This window comes from Jeotgalibacillus sp. ET6, from assembly GCF_029667115.1.
In the GTDB taxonomy this organism is placed as follows: domain Bacteria; phylum Bacillota; class Bacilli; order Bacillales; family Jeotgalibacillaceae; genus Jeotgalibacillus.
In genome coordinates this window covers 97,939-118,983 of sequence record NZ_JARUIU010000009.1, presented here as the reverse complement: position 1 = coordinate 118,983, position 21,045 = coordinate 97,939, and the positions used below count along the sequence as shown (strand labels likewise).

General features: G+C 41.5%; 21 protein-coding genes. 10 read left to right on the top strand and 11 right to left on the bottom strand.

The features are described 5' to 3' along the window. Positions 1–325: 325 nt before the first annotated feature. The 5 genes from P6709_RS17125 to P6709_RS17105 all read right to left on the bottom strand — a co-directional run bounded on the left by P6709_RS17125 (position 326) and on the right by P6709_RS17105 (position 6,645). Complete coding sequence (locus tag P6709_RS17125; RefSeq protein ID WP_278242149.1) at positions 326–1,363, bottom strand: LacI family DNA-binding transcriptional regulator; 1,038 nt, start codon at positions 1,361–1,363, stop codon at positions 326–328. Positions 1,364–1,452: 89 nt separating this feature from the next. Then, the gene (locus P6709_RS17120) at positions 1,453–2,997 is read right to left on the bottom strand and encodes an alpha-amylase family glycosyl hydrolase (protein WP_278242148.1); all 1,545 of its coding nucleotides are present in this window, start codon (positions 2,995–2,997) and stop codon (positions 1,453–1,455) included. Between the two features lie 128 nt (positions 2,998–3,125). Then, positions 3,126–3,968, bottom strand: coding sequence for a sugar ABC transporter permease (locus P6709_RS17115; RefSeq protein WP_278242147.1), 843 nt, complete (start codon positions 3,966–3,968; stop codon positions 3,126–3,128). Continuing rightward, positions 3,968–5,278, bottom strand: coding sequence for a carbohydrate ABC transporter permease (locus P6709_RS17110; RefSeq protein WP_278242146.1), 1,311 nt, complete (start codon positions 5,276–5,278; stop codon positions 3,968–3,970). The genes P6709_RS17115 and P6709_RS17110 overlap by 1 nt, the downstream gene beginning before the upstream one ends. Positions 5,279–5,379: 101 nt before the next feature. Then, positions 5,380–6,645, bottom strand: a complete 1,266-nt coding sequence (locus P6709_RS17105) for a sugar ABC transporter substrate-binding protein (protein WP_278242145.1) — start codon at positions 6,643–6,645, stop codon at positions 5,380–5,382. Between the two features lie 346 nt (positions 6,646–6,991). Between P6709_RS17105 and P6709_RS17100 the strand changes: the two genes are divergently transcribed. The 4 genes from P6709_RS17100 (at position 6,992) to P6709_RS17085 (ending at position 12,084) form a co-directional block, all read left to right on the top strand. Next, the gene (locus tag P6709_RS17100; protein ID WP_278242144.1) at positions 6,992–8,749 is read left to right on the top strand and encodes a glycoside hydrolase family 13 protein; all 1,758 of its coding nucleotides are present in this window, start codon (positions 6,992–6,994) and stop codon (positions 8,747–8,749) included. Positions 8,750–8,814: 65 nt separating this feature from the next. Then, positions 8,815–10,158: an MATE family efflux transporter gene (locus P6709_RS17095; protein ID WP_278242143.1), complete on the top strand. Its 1,344-nt coding sequence runs from the start codon at positions 8,815–8,817 to the stop codon at positions 10,156–10,158. Between the two features lie 176 nt (positions 10,159–10,334). After that, positions 10,335–10,676, top strand: coding sequence for a P-II family nitrogen regulator (locus P6709_RS17090; RefSeq protein ID WP_278242142.1), 342 nt, complete (start codon positions 10,335–10,337; stop codon positions 10,674–10,676). A 28-nt stretch (positions 10,677–10,704) separates the two neighbouring features. Further along, entirely contained in the window at positions 10,705–12,084 is a 1,380-nt protein-coding gene (locus P6709_RS17085) for an ammonium transporter (protein ID WP_278242141.1), read from the top strand. Between the two features lie 139 nt (positions 12,085–12,223). On the opposite strand, the gene P6709_RS17080 is transcribed toward P6709_RS17085, so the two are convergent. From P6709_RS17080 to P6709_RS17055, 6 genes are all read right to left on the bottom strand, one after another. Beyond that, entirely contained in the window at positions 12,224–13,063 is an 840-nt protein-coding gene (locus P6709_RS17080; protein WP_278242152.1) for a phytoene/squalene synthase family protein, read from the bottom strand. Further along, positions 13,038–14,531: a phytoene desaturase family protein gene (locus tag P6709_RS17075; RefSeq protein WP_278242140.1), complete on the bottom strand. Its 1,494-nt coding sequence runs from the start codon at positions 14,529–14,531 to the stop codon at positions 13,038–13,040. The genes P6709_RS17080 and P6709_RS17075 overlap by 26 nt, the downstream gene beginning before the upstream one ends. Then, positions 14,528–16,054, bottom strand: a complete 1,527-nt coding sequence (locus P6709_RS17070) for a phytoene desaturase family protein (protein ID WP_278242139.1) — start codon at positions 16,052–16,054, stop codon at positions 14,528–14,530. Before P6709_RS17070 ends, P6709_RS17075 begins: the two co-directional genes overlap by 4 nt. Positions 16,055–16,353: 299 nt before the next feature. After that, complete coding sequence (locus P6709_RS17065) at positions 16,354–16,725, bottom strand: YisL family protein (protein ID WP_278242138.1); 372 nt, start codon at positions 16,723–16,725, stop codon at positions 16,354–16,356. 256 nt (positions 16,726–16,981) lie between these two features. Continuing rightward, the gene (locus tag P6709_RS17060) at positions 16,982–17,890 is read right to left on the bottom strand and encodes a fumarylacetoacetate hydrolase family protein (protein ID WP_278242137.1); all 909 of its coding nucleotides are present in this window, start codon (positions 17,888–17,890) and stop codon (positions 16,982–16,984) included. Positions 17,891–17,957: 67 nt separating this feature from the next. After that, positions 17,958–19,127, bottom strand: a complete 1,170-nt coding sequence (locus P6709_RS17055) for a DUF418 domain-containing protein (RefSeq protein WP_278242136.1) — start codon at positions 19,125–19,127, stop codon at positions 17,958–17,960. 88 nt (positions 19,128–19,215) lie between these two features. On the opposite strand from P6709_RS17055, the gene P6709_RS17050 reads away from it, so the two are divergent. Genes P6709_RS17050 through P6709_RS17025 form a run of 6 tightly spaced genes read left to right on the top strand, consistent with a single transcriptional unit; the run spans position 19,216 to position 20,953 of the window. Continuing rightward, positions 19,216–19,440 carry a spore germination protein gene (locus P6709_RS17050; protein ID WP_278242135.1) on the top strand — a complete coding sequence of 75 codons (225 nt, stop codon included), beginning with the start codon at positions 19,216–19,218 and terminating at the stop codon, positions 19,438–19,440. Then, the gene (locus P6709_RS17045) at positions 19,437–19,646 is read left to right on the top strand and encodes a spore germination protein GerPB (RefSeq protein WP_278242134.1); all 210 of its coding nucleotides are present in this window, start codon (positions 19,437–19,439) and stop codon (positions 19,644–19,646) included. Before P6709_RS17050 ends, P6709_RS17045 begins: the two co-directional genes overlap by 4 nt. Positions 19,647–19,665: 19 nt before the next feature. Next, the gene (gerPC, locus tag P6709_RS17040) at positions 19,666–20,190 is read left to right on the top strand and encodes a spore germination protein GerPC (RefSeq protein ID WP_278242133.1); all 525 of its coding nucleotides are present in this window, start codon (positions 19,666–19,668) and stop codon (positions 20,188–20,190) included. Further along, positions 20,187–20,360, top strand: coding sequence for a spore gernimation protein GerPD (locus P6709_RS17035; RefSeq protein ID WP_278242132.1), 174 nt, complete (start codon positions 20,187–20,189; stop codon positions 20,358–20,360). Before gerPC ends, P6709_RS17035 begins: the two co-directional genes overlap by 4 nt. 2 nt (positions 20,361–20,362) lie before the next feature. Continuing rightward, positions 20,363–20,728, top strand: a complete 366-nt coding sequence (locus P6709_RS17030; RefSeq protein ID WP_278242131.1) for a spore germination protein GerPE — start codon at positions 20,363–20,365, stop codon at positions 20,726–20,728. A 6-nt stretch (positions 20,729–20,734) separates the two neighbouring features. Then, the gene (locus tag P6709_RS17025) at positions 20,735–20,953 is read left to right on the top strand and encodes a spore germination protein (RefSeq protein ID WP_278242130.1); all 219 of its coding nucleotides are present in this window, start codon (positions 20,735–20,737) and stop codon (positions 20,951–20,953) included. The last annotated feature ends 92 nt before the right edge of the window (positions 20,954–21,045 follow it).

Genomic DNA, 21,045 nt, shown 5'->3' with positions numbered 1-21,045 from the left:
ACAAAACTCAAAAAAGTTAAAAAAATGAGGATATATTGATCAATAAATAGTAGGTGAGCGGAGCGGAAGGTGTCGACTCCTGCAGGATGTGACGGCAAGCTGAGCCTTTGCAGGGCAGGCCCTGGAAAGGCTCAGCGCCGTCCCTGCGGAAAGCGTCCGCCTGAAGCGAAGTGAACCGGTCGTAGAGTTTGAGACACTTTTGTCTCAGCCTCGCTTTTCCTTCTACAATGCAAACAGACCTTGTCTTCTCTCTGGATTCCCCTATTTAAAAATGAGGGAGTTCAGCAGAGCAAACAAGGTCTGTTTAGTTACTCTTACTTTCCAATTAAACAGGCGGATTAGGCGGTTCAGTTGAGAAACGTTTCACAATCTCATGCTCGATAATAACGCGCTTGACGGGTTCCTCCGGGTTAGTCAGGCGTTTAATCAGATGCTTAGAGGCATGGTAGCCTAAATTGAAAATATTAATATCCACAGAAGATAAAGGCGGTCTCGCCATTTCAGATGTCAAAACATTATTAAAGCTTAAAATAGAAATATCTTCAGGCACAGAGATTCCCATCTCATTTAATGTATTTAAGACACCAAGGGCCATCAAGTCATCCGCAACAACAAGAGCAGTAGGCCTTTCTCTCAGCGGAAGCTCCATCAGCTCGCACACGGCGTCCTGGCCGCCTTTAAGCAAAAAGCTCTGATGAAGAACATAATCCTCCCTATACGGCAATTCTGCCAAATTCAAAGCATCTTTATATCCCATCAGCCGTTCCACTGTGACTACTAAATTTTCATCTCCTCCTATAAAAGAGATGCGTTCATGTCCCAATTCAATGAGAAAATCCGTTGCATCTTTGGCAGCTTGAAAATTATCGTTATCCACATGTGTAATTTCCTCAACATAGTTAAATGGCTTTCCAATCATCACAAATGGAAAATTCCTTTCCCGCAGGTATATTAAAATTCGATCCTCTACTTTAGAATACAGAAGGACAACTCCGTCCACTCTTCCCCCCTGCACCATTTGAACGACCCCATTGTAGATCTCCTCTTCGTTTTGACCCGTTACCAGCTGAAGAGCATACTGCTTCTCATGTGCTCCCTCGCTCAACCCTCGCAAAACAGTTGGAAAAAAAGGATTTTGAAAGAATACATCAGAGGAGCCTGGAGTGACCAGTCCAATAACCTGTGTGGACTGATTCGCAAGGCTGCGGGCAATGAAATTCGGATGATAGCCCAGCTCCTTCATCGCTGCTCTGACTTTTTCTTTTGTTTTATCACTAATCCTCGGATTGTTTGCGATCACTCTTGACACCGTAGAGGGTGCGACGTTTGCGTACTTGGCAACATCTTTTATTGTTATCGACATAGATAGAACCACCCCTAATCTGATTGCGCTTACAATTATCCATCAGGAAGAGCTGGTACAACATCTATGCACCAGCTCCATTAAACCCGTTAAGCTGTACGCTTTTTGCCGCGTTTAGCCATATAAATAAAGATCCCGATAAAGAATACCCAAACGGCTGCGACGGCTGCCAGCAACCCGTAATTAAAACCGGCTTTCTCAGTCAGCACATAAATTTCTGCCTCTTCACGATCTAACACCACAACATATTCCCCGTCGCTTTCAAGAACAAGATCGCCATTCAGCAATCCACGCATTTCACCATTCTCTTCAAACTGATCGGAATTCAACGTTACAGATTGAGTGCCGCTTGTATTATTTATCGCAATAATAGCCGTTTCATCTTCGTACTTTCTTTCATATAGAAGCATCCCATCTTCATTGTGAAGAACTTCAAGTGTGCCTCGTGTCAAAGACGGCAGCTCTTGACGGAGTCTTCCTACATCACCAATATAATCCTTCAGTTCCTCATCCAAATTAAAGTTCATTAATTTGCGATTATCCGGATCTTCTCCCCCGTCCAGTGCGATCTCTGATCCATAATACATAATCGGGATACCAGGCACTGTAAACATAAAGACCGTTGCCAGTTCCCACCTTGTTACAGGGTGCATGTTATTATCAACCGCCAGCCGGGTGAATCTGGACATATCATGATTATCTATGAATGTTCCCATTAAATATGGGTTAGGGAAAAACTCCTGGTTATAATCCCAGAAATTAAAAAGACGTGATGTATTTGTATCAACATCCTGGAAAACAGATCTCATCTGCTCTGCAAGCGGAAAATCCACAAACCCGTCAATTCCGGTATCTGAATACTCGGCTATTTTACGAATGTCAGTATCATATACTTCGCCAATCAGATAAAAATCGTCCTTCACGGATTTTACTTCCTGAGAAAATTCTCCCCAGAATTCTTCCGGTACATGCTTGACTGTATCAAGTCTATAGCCATCAATATCCGTTTCTTCAATCCACCATTTTGCTGCTTCAAACAGGTATTCCTTCACTTCAGGGTTTTCTGTGTTTAAATCCGGCAAACCATAAATCCAGCCATTCTGAACTTGCTCAGTATCATTATTGTCTATGATAGCTGATTCCTCATGGTACCAATCTTCCTTTTCAGGATCTTCTGTCCAAGGATGATTGGGTCCTGTATGGTTTACGACAAAATCCAAAATGATTTTGATATCCCGTTCATGAGCGGCGTCAACGAGACTTTTAAATTCTTCGATCGTTCCAAAATGTTCTTCTGTTTCATAAAAATCTTCGATCCAATAGCCATGATACCCGCCTTCTTCATTTTGAAAAACAGGGGTCAGCCAAATGGCTGTAATACCCATTTCTTCAATATGATCCAGCTGATCTTCGATACCTTGAAAATCTCCGCCATGGTAAGCTCTCGGATCCTGTGTGTCGACCGCTTTATCGTTTGAAGTATCTCCATTCGAAAAGCGGTCCACCATTAGAAAATAAATTGATTCATCCTGCCATTTTCTCTCTTCCTTTTCAACAGCGCCTGCAGAAGGAGTCAAAACGCTATTAAAAAGGAGGATAGTGATGAGAAAAAGAGCTGTGTTCACTCTTCTCATCCCTGCCCCTCCTCCTTTTGTTTATAAAGCTGGTGCCAGATAAACATATAATAGTTGATGCTTCAGCCGTTGTGCAGGTTTTGTCTTACCGGAGCGTTCATGCAATTTTGCTCTTCTTCTGAAAGATCTTATCCTTTTGTTCCTCCAGCTGTCAGACCAGAGATGAGGAAACGCTGGGAAAAAAGGTAAACAATTGCGATTGGCACAGCGATTAGAATTGAACCGGCAGCAAATCGGGTGAAGTTATTATCGAACTGGTTGCTGATGAAGTTAAACAGCCCTAGTGCAAGTGTGAAATTTTCAGGATTTCTTAGAATAATTCGCGGCAGCAGAAAGTCTACAAATGGCGCCATGAAATTAAACAAGGCCACTACACCTAAAATAGGTTTTGCCAGCGGAAGCATAATTCTGAAAAACACACCAAGGTGGCCTGCACCGTCTATGCGGGCAGCTTCATCAAGTTCTTTAGGTATTGTATCAAAATATCCTTTAACTAGCCAAGCGTTAAAAGGAATTTGCCCGCCAATATAGATCAAAGTAAGTCCAAGTAGTGAATCAAGCAAGCCAACCATATTCAGCATGACATATATGGCTACCATCGCCATCATGGCAGGAAACATTTGAAGCAGTAAAAACGCGTACAATCCATATTTTCTTCCTACAAATCGATAGCGTGAGAACGCATATGCAACAAATGAGGTTAATACGACAGAGAAAAATGCATTGGCAACTGCTACAATCACACTGTTCTTGTACCAGATTAAGTAGTCGCTCGACGGATCTGTAAAGAGCCACTTATAATGCACTAAAGACCAATTTTCAGGAATTAACTGAGCTGAATAAAGGCTTGTACCAGGGTTTAAGGACATGCCTACAGTCCAAAGCAGCGGATATCCTATAATGATGGCCATAAAAGCCAGGAACAAATAAATTAACGCGACTTCTATTTTGGATTTTGCTTTTCGGCTCATTATAAGTTCCCCTCCTCTTTAAACGAGCGTGTTTTTCTAAATTGGAAAAACGCAAACCCCGTAACAATTAATCCGAGTATGATTGTAATAGCTGCAGCCATACTGTATTGATTTAATTCAAAGGTTAAGTCATACACCCACGAAATCAGGATATCGGTTCCGCCGGCATTTTGTCCGCGGACTGCAGGTCCACCCTCGTTAAATAAATAGATAATATTAAAGTTATTGAAATTACCGGCATATTGCATAATTAATAGCGGCGCTGTTGCGTACAAAACGTGCGGCAGCGTAATGCTCTTAAATTTTTGCATGCGGTTTGCACCGTCCACATCTGCAGCTTCATACCATTCTTTCGAAATACTTTGCAGGATTCCCGTAAATAAAGCGAAAACGAATGGAAAGCCAAGCCAGGTCTGTATCATAATTAACGCAATTCTCGTATAAAAAGGATCCTGTAACCATGGGATCGACAAATCGAAAACTGCCAGAATATCCGTATTAATGGCACCGAACCGATCGTTAAACATAGCTGCAAACACCAGAATGGTAACGAAAGCAGGTACTGCCCAAGGCAAAATTAAAATAGTTCGAATTAAACGCTTAAATTTAATCCGGGGATCATTTACAATCAGCGCCAAAAACAAACCAAGCGCAATTTGGAGCGTCGTAGCTACCAGTGTCCAAACGATCGTCCACGTAAAAACACTTATAAAAGTATCTTGCCAAATATTATTTCCTGCTCCTCCTGTTTCAAAAAACAGTCTGGAGAAATTATCAAACCCTACCCACGAAAGCAAAGCTCTTGGAGGCTGGTTGTATTGACTGTAGTCGGTAAACGCCAGGGCCACCGTAAACATCAGCGGCAAAATAACGATAAAAGCCAGCATGATCAAGCCGGGTGTTACGAAGAAATAAGGAAATCCTTTATCCCATACATTCCCTGCTGCTTCTCTGAAAGTAAGAGGTTTTTCTCCCTTTTGAATGCGCAGTGCATCCTTTTTCGCATCTTTAACATTCACCACATAAAGCGTCACAGCAAAAGCGATCAGGATTAGTGAAATCAATCCATAGATTAATAGAATAACAGAATGATCAGTGCCTTCGAGTGTTCCAAGTGTTGTAAGCCCCCATAATCCAAGGTTTAAGAAACGCCCGAGAGTTAATATAAACGAAACTTCAATAATAATAAAAAGTATTCCTTTTACATATCTGCGGTTGTACAACTGACCTAATCCCGCAAGTAAAATGGATAAAATAACAGCTGTATTGGGGTTATGTGATTTTTTAGCTGTTGGATTTGCAGTCGACATGTCATCGCCTCCCTAGCGAGGTTCTAGAAGAAATTTCTTCTTTATAAAATGCAGTGGATAGAAGGAGGGAATCCTTCTATCCACCAGGGTCATGAATCTAATTACTGCTGTGCTGCAGCAATATTATCTTTGATTGTTTGTACAGCTTCATCAAGTACTTCCTGAACATCATCGCCTTGTGCAATGAATAGAAGTGCATTGTTGATTGGGTCCCAAACCTGCTGCATTTCAGGAGTTGATGGCATTGGTGTACCATATTGGATTTGTTCAGCAAATGGTGCGATTAATTCATTGGAAGTTACAGCTTCGCTTTCAAGAGCTGCCTGGTTGGCAGGAAGCTCGCCAGCCTCTTCAAAGTATTGAGTTGAGTTTTCCTCATTTGTCAGGAACAAAGCAAGATCAGTTGCTGCCTCTTTGTTTTCTGAGTAGTCGGATACCATCCATGATTTAACTCCTACAAACGATGTTGCGTTTGTTCCGTCAACAGTCGGAAGAATAGCCGTTCCAAGGCTTTCACCAAGCGCTTCCTCGTATGCAGGAATCTGCCAAGGGCCAGTGATGGCAACGCCGACTTTACCGTCTGCAAATAATCCGTTCATGATATCCGGATTGATCTCAACCGGGATGTAGCCATTTTCGTACCAAGATTGAATTAACTCTCCGCCTGCTACTGCGCCTTCATTATTAAGGCCGATATCTTCTACATCATACGAACCGCCTTCATTGTTAAATACATACGCTCCATTAGCGCCGAAGAATGGGTATGAGAAATAAAAGTTAGCAGCTTCCATAAGGAAACCATAAGTTTCAGTTGATGAGTCTGTCTGTTCTTCCGCAATTGTCATCAGGTCATCCATTGTAGCAGGTGGTTCTTCTACCAGGTCTTTATTGTAGAACGTTGCATACGTTTCAACGACTAAAGGAGCTCCATAAATTTCTCCGTCATAGGTTACCGCATCAATTGCAGTTTGAGAGTAATCGCCTTCAGCATCACCAAGATCCAAAGGAGCCGCTAAGTTCTGCAATAAGATATTGCCCAGTCTGTCATGCGGCTGGAAGAACAAGTCCGGTCCGTTGCCTGCAGGACCATCGAGGTTTAACGCTTCGATTTGATCGAGCATATTCATTGGCGTTGTTTCAATTTCGATCCCTGTTTCTTCTGTGTATTTATCAAAAAGCTTGTCTAATACGGCTTTCTGTTCTTCACTGTCATTTACCCAGACTTTCAGTGTTTCCGGTGCTTCTTCTGATGATCCGGAACCGCCCCCATCTGTAGATTCTCCAGATTCTTCACGATCCGGTGCACATGCGCCTAAAACGCCTGCCAAAAGCAATGATGAAGCTAAAACTGATGCATACTTTTTCAAAATTGACCCCTCCTAAAGGTTTTTATCCGGGTTTGAACAACCGTTTGCACAATTTCTCTTTATAAAAATGCTATTGTGCTCTACAACAACATCTAAACCGCTTACATTATTTTTGTGAAAACGATTGCACAACCTCCTTTTATTATAAATAACTTTAAGAATAATACAATACTTTTTTTAAAACTTTTCTAATAAATTCATATTTTTTATGACTGAATCGCTGGTTCCATTCTCACCCTCGGTTCATTCTTTATAACTAACCCGTTGACAGACCTAATCTGTTGCCATAATCTTATAACCAATTGGAATGGTACGCCATTCAATTATTTATAAAGGAGCCGATTCGATGATTAGAGAAGCCGTTCACCACCGCGCAGACCGCATTGACGCGTATGCAATGAATGAAAAAGAATTACATATCCAGATTAAAACTAAGAAAAAGGATGTAGACGAGCTAAAACTTTTGCTTGGTGATCCCTACGACTGGACCGACAGTCTCTGGAATTTCACCTCCATACCCATGACGATAAGCGGAAGCGATGATTTATATGATTACTGGATCGCAGTTGTAACCCCGGAATTAAGAAGACTCCGCTATGGGTTTCAGCTATATAATAGGAAAGAAAGCGTTTTCTTCGGTGAAAAGGGCTTTAGAGAATCGCCGCCGGAAGACATAGGAGAATACTTTTGTTTTCCATATATAAATAAAGCAGACATCTTTACAGCTCCAGAATGGGTTAAAGACACGGTATGGTATCAAATATTCCCTGAACGCTTTGCTAATGGGGACCCTTCTTTAGATCCGAAAGGCACTCTCCCCTGGGGAAGTGAAGATCCGAAGGTAAACAGTTTTTTCGGCGGAGATATGCAGGGAATCATTAATCATTTGGACTATCTGGTGGAACTTGGCGTTACCGGAATTTATTTTAATCCTCTTTTTACCGCTACGTCGAACCATAAATACGATACCATTGACTACTTTGAAATTGACCCTCAATTCGGTTCAAAAGAAACCTTCAAAACGCTTGTTCAGGAATGTAAAAAACGGGGGATCCGCATCATGCTAGATGCTGTGTTTAATCATAGCGGCTATTACTTCCCTCCTTTTCAAGACGTTTTGAAAAAAGGGAAAGAGTCCAGATACAATGATTGGTTCCATCTATGGGACTATCATGTGGAAACAAAACCTAAACCAAATTACGATACGTTCGGATTCACTTATATGATGCCAAAATTGAATACAGAAAACCCTGAAGTGAAAAATTATTTACTTGAATGCGGACGTTACTGGGCAAGAGAATTTGATATCGACGCGTGGCGGCTCGACGTTGCAAACGAAGTAGATCAGGCTTTCTGGAGAGATTTTCGGTCAGAGGTAAAAGCAATTAATCCGGATTTATATATTCTAGGCGAGATCTGGCACGATTCCATTCCGTGGCTTAAAGGCGATCAATTTGATGCCGTGATGAACTACCCGTTTACGACGAATGTTTTACGGCTTTTTGCTAAAAAAGATTTAACCGTTAAAGAATTTGTGGAAGATATGACCAAGGTCCAGCATATGTATCCTAAGAACATTAATCAAGTCACTTTTAATCTTGTTGGCAGTCACGATACACCAAGAATCCTGACTGAATGCGAAAATAACAAGGAAACACTAAAACAGATCTTCACGATCTTATTAACGTACTACGGTACTCCATCCATTTATTATGGAGATGAAATTGGCTTGACTGGCGGGCAGGATCCGGGCTGCAGGAAATGCATGGAATGGGACGAAACAAAACTGGATCAGGAGCTTCTCGAATGGGTTAAGTCATTAATCGCCATTCGCAAATCTGAGCCTTTACTTGCTAATGCCGGCACTTTTTCATTCCTGCCATCTGATCTTAGTGAAAAATCCTTTGGCTATATACGTTCGAATGAAAGCACATCTGTAATTGTATTATTAAATACCAGCGATAAAAAAGATAAACTTAAACTACCGTTCACGTTTGAAGATCCTAATGCTGTCGACTTACTGACTGGCAAATCAGTCAAATGGAACAAAGGAAAAGTAAACTTAGATCCTTTAGAAGCTAAGATTATTAAACTAAGCCATTAACCAAAGCCGGGACTGTCCATTACTTTATTGGTCAGTCCCTTTGGTGTTCAAGTTGGAGGATCAAAATGAAAAAACCCGATAAATTAACACTTTTTGCATTAACATGGCCGATATTTATTGAAATTTCGCTGCATATGCTGATGGGTAATGCAGATACTCTGATGCTCAGCCAGTATTCAGACAACAGTGTGGCAGCTGTTGGTGTAGCAAATCAAATCTTATTTCTGTTGATTGTAATGTTTGGCTTTATTGCAACAGGAACTTCTATTTTAATCGCTCAATACGTAGGCGGGAGCAGAGAAAAAAGCGCTGCTGAGGTTTCGGTCGTCTCGTTGGCGGCAAATTTCGCTTTTGGCGCTTTTTTAAGTCTGCTGATTGTCCTTTTTGATGATTGGATTTTAAAGATGATGGATATCCCTCTGGAGCTCGTAAGTGAATCATCTTTTTACTTGAAATTTGTTGGAGGATTTTTATTTGTACAGGCCTTAATTATGACTGCAGGAGCGATCTTAAGGAGCTACGGCTTCACAAAAGATGCTATGTATGTAACATTAGCTATGAATATACTGAATGTAATCGGAAACTACTTTTTCATCTTCGGGCCGCTCGGCTTTCCTGTTCTCGGAGTTGAAGGCGTTGCTTACTCCACTATCGGCAGCAGGATTATTGGATTTTTCATTATATTTATTCTTTTACTGAAGCGTCTGCCGAATCAACTGCCTTTTATACGTTTGTTTTCACTGCCTTATTCACATATTAAAAATCTTCTTAAAATCGGCATACCATCAGCAGGAGAGCAGCTATCCTACAATGCTTCCCAGCTTGTTATCACTGCATTTATTGCAATGATCGGAACAGAAGCCATCACGACGAAAGTTTATGCACAAAATATCATGATGTTTATCTTTCTGTTTGCCGTCGCAATAAGTCAAGGGTCACAGATTTTAATTGGCAGAATGGTAGGAGCAGGTGAATATGAAGATGCCTATAAACGCTGTATTAAAAGTTTAAAAATCTCTGTCTACTTATCGATCTTCATGGCTGTTTTATTTTCTCTTTTCGCTGAGCAGCTGCTTGGAATTTTTACTGATAACCCGGATATTATTTCAGTTGGATCCATTCTTATTCTTCTTACTATTCTGCTTGAACCAGGAAGAAGTTTTAATCTAGTAGTTATAAACGCACTCCGCGCAGCAGGAGATGTGCGTTTCCCAGCATATGTAGGAATTATTTTTATGTGGGGCATCGCTGCTTTTCTCTCGTATTTACTTGGAATCGTATTTGAATTTGGACTTATCGGCGTTTGGATCGCCTTTATTTGCGATGAGTGGATTAGAGGGTTGATCATGCTAAAAAGATGGCGTTCAAGAGTATGGGTAAAAAAACATTTTGTTCATGCTGAAAATTGAATGAATGGTTGTCTCTCAAGGGGTTTGCCATATGGCAGACCCTTTTTCATGTTAGGTTTTCTTACATGAATTTTATTTTTTTATAAAAAAGGGTTGCATTTTATCAATTTTCTGAATATTATTAGGTACATAGTTCATGTCATAAAACCTAACATGAGAAATGAGGAGTGAAAGGTATGAAAAAAATCGAGGCAATTGTCCGGCCGGAAGTGTTTCAGGAGCTTCGTCAGTCACTGGTTCATATCGGGATCAGCGGCTTAACAGTTTTTGAAGCCGCCGGATGCGGAAATCAAAAGGGAAAAAAAGGAGCATTCAGGGGCACAACCTACGAGCTCCCGCTTGTCTCAAGAATTAAAGTGGAAATGGTGTCAGAAGAGCATAAAGTAGATGAGATTGTAGAGGCCATTATCGATGCATGCGGAACGGGCCAGGTTGGTGACGGAAAAATATTTATCTCTCAAATTGAAGAAGTTATTCGCATTCGAAATGGAGAACGTGGAAAAGAAGCTGTTTTATAAGCAAGATAAAACCTATGGAGGTGCAACAATGAAGAAAAAAATTGGGTCCATCGTTTTTGCAGGAAGTTTATTATCCACCACTACATTCGCTGCCCCTGTAACTCCTGAAAGTGTTCAATTATCCGTTGATACCATGTGGATTATGATTGCTGCTATCTTAGTCTTTTTTATGCACGCAGGGTTTGCAATGGTAGAGTCAGGGTTTTCAAGGGCGAAAAACAGTCTGAACATTTTAATGAAAAATATCCTGACAATTTCACTTGGTTCAATCCTTTACTTTTTAGTAGGATATGGGATTATGTTTGGCAACTCAAACGGCTTCTTTGGAACATCCGGTTTTGCACTGCAAGGTGTCGATGACATAGGCTTTTTTGTTTTCCAGGCTGTATTTGCCGCCACCTGTGCTACCATCATTTCCGGTGCTGTTGCAGAAAGAATGAAATTGAGCAGTTATTTGCTTCTAACCGTTTTAATGACGGGTGCAATCTACCCTGTCGTTGGTCATTGGATTTGGGGCGGCGGCTGGATTTCAGAGCTTGGATTTGTTGATTTTGCCGGATCTACTGTCGTTCACTTAACAGGAGCAGTCGGAGCATTTATTGCTGTACTTTTCCTGGGTGCCCGTATTGGTAAATACAGCGGTAAAAGTGTCAATGCCATCCCCGGACACAATATACCTCTTGGCGCACTCGGGGTATTTATCTTATGGTTTGGCTGGTTTGGCTTTAATGGCGGAAGTTCTCTTGCTGCTGATCCATCCCTGGTACCAGTTGTTATCTCAACGACCCTGTTATCAGCTTCTGGCGGTGTGGTCGCATCAGCCCTTTACTCAAGAATACGATTTAAAAAGATTGATCCTTCCATTACATTAAACGGAGCGCTTGGCGGTCTTGTAGGGATTACTGCGGGGACAGCAAATGTATCCTTGTTAGGCGCCATTATTATCGGGTTAATCGCAGGGGTTATTCTCGTAGAAGGAATTCGTTTTATTGATGTCGTTTTACGTGTGGACGATCCAGTTGGCGCAATCGCTGTACATGGTGTCTGCGGAATCTGGGGAACGCTTGCGGTGGGACTTTTTGATACTGCCAATGGCGCCGTTTATGGCGGCGGTCTCGGATTACTGGGTGTGCAGGCTCTCGGTGTCGGTGCAGTTATCTTATGGACGGCAGCTGCTGTCGGTGCAAGCGTCTATATTCTGAAAGCTGCCGGAGGGATCCGCGTAGAAAGAGAAGAAGAACTTGCCGGTCTGGACTATTCAGAGCATGGCTCAAATGCATATGAGTTTAAAGAATCATTAACTTCATCAAGTTCTAACCAAACAGATAACGCAAATGGAGATCTTGTGGAACGGCTGAATCAACTCGGTTCTTCCATTAATAAACCTAAAGCGAGAAAGTCGGTTTAAATTCAATAGTCCTCTCACTAGCTGTTTGATAGCAGCCTGAAACCTAGAATCACAACAAATAAAGCCGCCAATCATTCCTTAACAGGGATTGATTGGCGGCTTTATTATTGTTCAATAGTTCGATCTTCCATGGTATAGATCATTCCATATGAGCAGATAGAATTTTTTCTTTACTTTGGCCTGAAACATAATTTTTTACAGTAAAGACGTTATAATCATTGCCTCTGACCTCATCGAGAATCGCCCTGTATAAGATCGCCGCCCCTTTTACTGGAGGACGGCTATAGACCGGGTATTCATGGATCGTGGTCATTGCTCTGTCATAATACATCTCAGCAAGCTGGGCCATCTCTTCCCAAAGTAATTTAAATTGACTATTGTTTTCCATCTGCTCGAGCATGCTATACGTATATCCATGCTTGTCCATCAGCTCCTGCGGAAGGTAAACTCTGCCCCGTTCCAAATCTTCTCCTACATCCCTAAGGATATTGGTGATCTGCATTGCGTAGCCCAATTGAACGGCACTATCTATAAGCTTATCATGTGTTTTAGGCGCCAGCACTGGAAGAAGCATTAAACCGACTGTACTTGCAACATGATAGGAATAATCTAACACATCTTCAAAAGACCCGTAGCTTTTGTTTTCAATATCCATCTTCTGCCCTTCAATCATAGCCAAAAAAGCATCCGTATTCATATTGTAATTGGCGAAGACATCCTGCAGGGCAAGCCACTTTGCGTCCTTCATGTTTACATTGCCGCTTAAAAATTGTTGAAACTCTTCTTCAAATAGTTGAAGTTCTTCCTTGGGATGTTCGTTTTCATCCACAATGTCGTCGACTGTTCTGCAAAAGGCATAAATAGCCCATACTGCATTTCGCTGATTTTTTGGCAGTAATGAAAAAGCGCGGTGAAACGTTTTGGAATGAAGCTTTATGATCGATTCACACTCTTCATAAGCGGTTGATCTGTTCATTATGGATCACATCCCTTGTAAGATACTTCCTTTCAATTCCATCAGCCAGAAGCTTAGCTCCCTGCATGACAATGGGGATTCCGCCTCCTGGATGAATGGATGCACCGACAGCAAATAAATTATCTATTTCTTTATAGGGTTGAAATTGCGGACGGAAAGGACCTGATTGAAATAATGAAGGGGAAATTCCAAAGCTTCCGCCTGCATACAGCCCCTCCTGCATTGCCTCTGCCGGAGTGCGAATGGTAAGCCATTGCATTTTCTCTCTAATACCATCAAAACCGTTTTCAGCCATCGAGTCAATTACCCGGTCGGCTAAAGAGGCTTTTTCTTTTTCCCAGTCTATCTCATCCCCGGAAGGAACAGGAATCAAAACGTACAGGACGCTTTTTCCTTCAGGAGCAAGTGAGTCATCCACAAGCGAGGGATGAAAGACATAATAGGATGGGTCACTTGGCACAGTACGGGATTTAAAGATTTCACTCATATTTTCACTGAAATCTTTCCCTATATAAAATTGATGAATCTTTTTATTATCATATCTGCCGTCTATTCCCATGTAGAGGAGCATGCAGCCGGACGATGGCTGATAGGTTCTGCCCGCTTTGTTTTTTTGCACGCCAATCAGTCTTTCAGCCAAAGGAAAATCACCATTTACTACAACAGCATCCACCTCAATGCTCTCATTATTTATAACTATAGAGGTTACGCGGTTTGAGGTTCTGTTTAATTTTTGAACCGGCGTATTTTTTTTGACGGCAACACCGTTTCGTTTTAAAGCTTTTTCAAAAACTTCAATCAGACTTGCATAGCCGCCTTTTACATAATATATGCCATGACGATGTTCACTGAATGAAACTAAACTGTAGATGGCGGGCGTTGTAAAAGGATTTCCTCCGATATACAGAGTTTGAAGGGCATAGGCTGTTTTCAACTGTTCGTTTATGAAATATGAATCCAGCTGCTTTTTTACGGACCGGAAAGCATTTAGTTTTCGGAGCGCATTGACTGTAGAAGGGTTAACAGAACCCCACCTGTTTAAAAATGACTGCTCCAAAAAGCGGGGCTTACCAAGATGAAAACGTGCGTCCATATCTTTCATAAACCGTTTGAAATTTTTACTTTCGCCCGGGAATACGCGTTCAATTTCTGCTATTTGTTCTTCTATGCTAGCATATTTTGTGTAGGTCTGACCATTTGAAAAGTGAATATCGTACAGTGGATCACAGCGGATGAGCTTATATTCGCTGCTGTCAATTCCCGCTTCCTGCATGAGCTCCTTAAGCATTTCAGGTAATAGAACAATTGTGGGTCCTTTATCTATTTTATAGCCTTCCTGCTCCATAAAAGCCAGTCTGCCGCCCAGGTTCTTTTCTTTTTCATAAAGCGTTACCTGGAATCCTTTTCTCGATAGCAGCAGAGCAGCCATCATGCCCCCGATTCCACCGCCTGCCACTGCTATATTTTTCATAAGGCTTCCTTGCTTACAGGCCCGGAGTGACTCACTTTTCCCCCAGCCGATTTTTCCAGCAGCATAGTTGTTGTAATTCTGGCAGACTCCAGAATCGTTGGAAGTCCGCTTCCGGGATGCGTGCCGCCTCCCACAAGCCAGGTATTGCCCAGTTCTTCAAATTGATTATGGGGACGCAGAGCCATCATCTGACTAAGGTGGTGGCCCAGGCTGAATGTGGCTCCCTCATATACATGAAAGTCCTGCTCCCAATTAACGGGACTAATGATCCGCTCAGCTTCAATATGCTTCCTGATACCTTTAAAGCCTGTTTTTTCTTCTACCGAATCAAGCACTAACTCCCTGAACGCCTGTTTATGTTTTTCCCAGTCAATTTTGCTGAGATTATTTGGTACCGGGGCCAAAATATACAATGCTGATTTGCCCTCCGGAGCTAGTGTAGGGTCTGTGACGGAAGCATTTTGAATGTATATGGAAGGATCCTCTGAAAGTAATTGCGTTTTAGTTATTTCCTCAACATTTTTCTTGTAATCATCCGAAAAGGAGATCGTATGGTGCGGCAGATCGTATTTTTTATTAACTCCAAGATAGATCATAAAAGTAGAGCAGGAATATTTTTTCTTCGCAAGCTTTTCAGGCGCGTATTTTTTTAGCACGCCATCATCCACAAGGCTGGACATAACATGAGAAAAATCACCATTTATAACGACTTCATCCGCTTCGATCTTTTCACCGTTTTCGAGCAGCAGTCCTTTTGCCTCTTTACGTTCATTCAGGATCAGCTTTTTAACTCCATTTCCCAAATGTATCGTCCCTCCAAGTTCTTCCGTAGCCTGTGCGAGCGCTTTAGACAGTCTATTCACTCCCCCGATCGGATGAAAGATGCCATATTCGTGTTCCATAAATGAAAGGATGGAAAACGCGCCGGGACACTCCCAAGGTGACATTCCCAGGTATTTTGCCTGAAATGTGAAACCAAGTTTAAGTTCTTCGTGACGAAAGTAGTTGCTGAGTACGTCATATAAACTTTTACCTAGCGAGAGCTGAGGCAGGGCTCTTAAAATCTTAAAGCTTAAATACTCGTAATAACGGTCCATTTTATTTTGAAGAATAGGTCGAAGGGCATCCATTTTCACTCTTGTATCCTTCATAAAACGGTCATAGCCTTCACTATCCCCGGGAAAATGCCGCTCTATTTCCTCTTTCATTTTTTCAGGATCACGATACATTTTCACCTTTTTGGAAGGGAAATCCAATTCATACATCATAGGCAGTTCTTTTAACTCCAGATAGTCATGGAGGTCTTTCCCAGCTTCATTAAAAAGCTCTTCAGCGATTTCAGGCATACTCATGAAAGTTGGGCCTATATCAAAAGTGTATCCACTCATTTGAAAAGAGCTGTTTCTTCCACCGACAAATGATTGTTTTTCATAAACATCTACTTTGAATCCTTTACTGGCAAGCAGCATGGCAGCTCCTAATCCGCCTGGACCCGCGCCAATAACAGCTATTTTTTTAGGCATCCATATTCGCCTCCATTTCTCACAATCAAGGATTCTTAGGTATGTACAATTGTTATACAAATATCATACATGCGTTTGTTATAACTTAATTATACACATGTGTCGGTATGAAAACAATTTACAATGCGGTCTGTACACGTTATCCGATTTCAGCTGGATAAACAGGGGAAAACCAAATGAAGAAATAAGAAAAAATGAGACTCTTCTAATCTATTTATACACGTTCGGCAGCTATATAGAGTCAGAATAAATTAGCGAATTTCGTCAATAAAAAAAGCCGCCCTAAAGCGACTTTTCTTTTACGCAAAAAAGTTATATCCTACAGGCAGACGGAAGCCCAGGTAGGTGGTTCCAAGCAGAGCCAGCACCAGCAAAATCCATACCACTTGAGTGGATTTTCCTTTTTTCGTACGAACGAGCACCATCTCCATGAATCCCACAGTTAAAATACCCAGTAAAAACTTTACTCCATATAAAGCTGCATCAATACTAGAGTGGATGAAAAAAAGAGCTGCTCCTGTACCGATGATGAACAAATAAAATAAACGTAAAATCATATGGGTAATTTTACTTCCTTTTGCATTGCCTTGTTTATGCAGCCCGTATGCAGCAAAAAATAATATGATTCCTATAACCCATGATGCAATATGTAACCCCGTTGTTTCGAACATGCTATTCCTCCTTATATTCTCATTGCCTTTCTTATGGTATCATATTCCCCCTCTAATAGAAGTAAAAACCTTGTCAGCTTAATGACAGAATCACCATTCGAACGACTATAAAGGCAGGTTAGCAACAGCCATTCCTGATGATGCTTCAAAGCCTTCCGATCTGACTTTTTGCTTTTGGATAAAGTAAAGAATGTCCCCGCAAAACCATCGCGAAGACATTCTTGTATAAAATGAGTAATATTTTTTTGCAGGCTGCTTATTCCCCTATTTCATTTGTCAGCGTACCAATACCCTGAATGGAAACCTTCACCTGATCCCCGCGTTTTAAATACTTAGGAGGAGTAAACCCTTTTCCTACCCCTGCAGGCGTCCCAGTGGCAATGACATCACCTGGCTCAAGCGTCATCCCTTTTGATAGGGTTGATATAATTTCCTCAATAGGGAAAATCATATCCCTTGTATTGCCGTCCTGACGAATTTCATCATTAATCTTTGTCACAATGCTCAGCTGTTCAGGTGCTGGGATCTCATCTTTTGAAACAAGATATGGACCCATTGGACAGGTCTGGTCCAGGCTTTTGCCTAAATAAAACTGCTTATGGCGGGCTTGAAGATCGCGTGCAGTCACATCGTTTATGATGGTATATCCAAATACGTAATCAAAAGCCTGCTGCTTTGGAATATTTTTCCCTTTCTTTCCGATGACAACAGCGAGTTCACCCTCGTAATCAAGCGAATCTGTTAGTTCTTCATAGGATGGAATTAATGAATTATCTCCAGTAATGGAAGTTGATGCTTTTGTGAAAACCACTAAATCCTCTGGAAGATCTTTATCCGACCCTACTTCGAGTACATGATCACGATAATTTTTCCCAATGCAAATCACATTTTTGGGTGTGCGCGGAACCGGTGCCTCCCAAATTAAATCTGTAAAGCTTACTTTAAACCTTGACACCTGGCTGCTTTCTTCTGCTGCGCGGATGCATTTGCGGACTGTTTCCTGAAGTTCCATCCCGTTTTGAATTCCTTCGAGCAAAGTCGCCGGAACATCCTCGTTTGGAATCAGTTCTTTATGAATACGCACGATATTCCAGGCTGCTTCTTCTCTCTTTACTTTAACACCATAAAGCAGCTTGTCTTCAAAACGAAAAGATAAAAATTTCATTAGGTAAACACTCCTTAAAGTCTGAATTGTCCCTCTATTATACTATTATTCTGCTTAACTTGTCTGTTTATTTTACATTTTTCCCGTAAGTTAGACGGCGCCAGACAAATTCTATCGGTCCCTGTCTGAATTTCGATAGCCAGATTTCAGATAAAATCACCTGGATGACAAACAGTCCAAGAGCGATATAGAGTCCGTTTAACAGGGAGACTTCCCCGTATAGCCCAAGTCCGTACGAGTAAAAAATAAGCGTTCCTGCAACAGATTGCATCAAATAGTTAGTGAGGGACATTCTTCCGGCCTGCCCCAATGGACGAAGCCACTTAGCAGCTTTAGGCATTGTTGTTAACAGCGCAATCACACCCATATAGGAAAACGCTAAAAGTGGCCCTCCCACAAAATCCTGGATAAATGAATAAGCTAAATTTTCTTCCATCCAATAAGGAGATGTTTTTAAAACAAGAGCAGCCGGCAGCGTCAACACAACAATGATCATAAGGATTTTCTTTTTTTCTGCAGCTTTTTCCAATAGCTTCAGCTTCGAAATTCCTGCTCCAATCATCATAAGCGGCAAGAGCGCAATCGCAAGGGATACAAACGATGCCGGATTATTAGCATAGAGCCAGTCATTTAAACGCTGAGAAAAAATTTCACTGTAGGTCCCGCTGCCATACGCTTCAATAGAAGACTGAATTTCCTGAACAGCATTAAAATAAGTGACAGATGTAGGATCTGCAAAAGATGCCAGGATAAAAATCGCTGACATAAGAACCTGCGGAACTAAAAATAGCAGGAAGCCTACTAGCAACAGGAGCTTTCCTTCTAATTGCAAAAGCAGGATTAACAAAAGGCCCACCACTGCATAACTGATTAAGATGTCCCCTGACCAAATAATAAAAGCATGTAAGGCTCCAATGATCAAAAGGACGCCAAGTCTTTTTAAAGCAAAAGGATAAAAAGCCGTACCTTTTTCTTTATGATTGCGGTATTGAAGCGCCAGTCCATAACCAAATAAAATGGTAAAGATCGGATAAAAGCTTGCTTGTACAAATACATCTATCCACCAGTAAACCGGCTGATCTATTGAATTCCCCCACCAGGAGTAAGGGTCATAGTAATAAATCGGTGAATGAAACGCCATCATATTTACGATAAATATGCCTATTAGTGAAAATCCCCGCATCACATCGAGTGACTGGATTCTGTTTTGCTGCTTAACAGACTGTACTTCTCTCACATTGCTCTCCTCCACTTTCTGCACGTTCTAATGTATTCCACATATAATGTATCATCATTTACATTAATTCGCGAAAGGATGTTTTTGTATGCCAGGAATTGTAGGCTCAATACAAATCATCTCCATTGGATCAAGCGCTGTTATGCATATTGGAGACTGCTACAGTATTCAGCCAAGATCAAACACAAAAACATTTGCAGGAGCAGGTTCGTTTAATACAGGTGACGGCCTTTACGTCCAAAATCAGCAGTCCGCCACAAATACATGGGATTCTGATCAATTTGATCAAAATATTACAGGGCTTCCGATATGAGATCACCTCAATGGATTATTCATCAGCAAATCAGTGTGAATCAAATTAAAATTGGAAGCATGTCCAATTCTTCTATCCTGCAAATCGGTACAGTTGGCAGCATACAATCACGCGCCGAGCTTGCCAATACCGGAAAATTCACTAAGGCTGCTCCTGATGCTTTTACACTGGGGAAAACAACGACCGTACCTCAAGTGAATCCATAAGAAAGGCGGAGGATCCCGGATGCAGCAAGTCTATTACCAGTTAGCAGCTCTGCAGCAGCAGCTTACTCAATGCATGGAGAGATTATCAAAGATCGAACAAAAGCTCGAAGAACGAGCCTCCTCCCCTTCAAGTGTGCACATTGAAAAGATTGAATATAAATTTGATCAGCTAAAGGTAGAGACGCTTGAAGGTACTCTTTCTATTGGTTTATCTCCTTCTGATCTATATAAACAGGATGTGGAAATTCCCGGTTTTCGTAAAAGCGCATCAATTGAAGACCAGATCAGACAGTATATTGATGATCAAATTCCAACAGTTTTTTCTGACTGCAGTATGATTCATGATCCAGCAGGTAATCCCATTACGCCAAATCAAGTAACAGATCAGCTTATGCAGCAGCTTCCTCAGCGGATCGAACATTTGCAGCAGGGTGCTTCTATAACCCAGGAACAGCTTATATCATTAGTTCAGCGGGATGTGACACATGCACTTCATGCACTCAGGTCACAACAGCCGCTCAATCAGGGAGTTGAGGGTCAATGATTGTCTATCAGCAGGAAAATACCATCACACATTTACAAATTTCCAGTATTTCTTCCTCTTCACTTGTTCATGTTGGCGACGTTTGTTCCATTCAGCTTGATTCCGCATTTGATACTCCCCCTGAGTCGCTGATTATCGGACCTTTTGTTCCGCTTCAGCCCGAGGGATAACCATGTCCTCACAAATTAATAAACTTGATATTACGACTGCCTCCTCAAATTCAATTTTACAAATTGGGGATTCCTGCAGCATTGACAGTAAAGCTCAGGTTATTGCTGTGCAAAGACAGGAAGAACAGTTTTACGGGGATGAGGCTCCTTTTTCGATGTTTGCCATTTTCAACAGGCCTGCAGCCGCTCCCCTTCCCATTCCTTTTCATTGCTTAAAACAGTCAAGCATTAATACGGTTGATCTTTTTACTTTACGGGGAATTTCCAACTCCTCTGTCCTGCATATAGGAGATTCAAAACATATTCGAATGGTGTCTCGCGTTAAGCACATCAGACAGTTATCCGAGTCCTCGAATCAAAAGGAGTGATCCAGTTTGCCTTGTATTACAGGTCCCATTCAAATTTTAAATATCGGAGGCGGCACAGTACAATTTGGAGATACCGCCTTCATCTCACCTAAAAGCGCTTCGAAAAACACTGCCGGATCAGGTTCATACAGCACCGGTCCTTTTCACATTTATAATAATGGGTTCAGTTTAAATCAAACATATAATACAACCGGTGTTGATCAGCCGATTGTCGGAAATACCTAAAAAACCGCTTGGCGGTCCCTGATCGGACTCCAGGCATTTTTCAATTTGTTCTTAATCTATTTTCCGTTTATTAGTAAAATCAAAAAGAACTG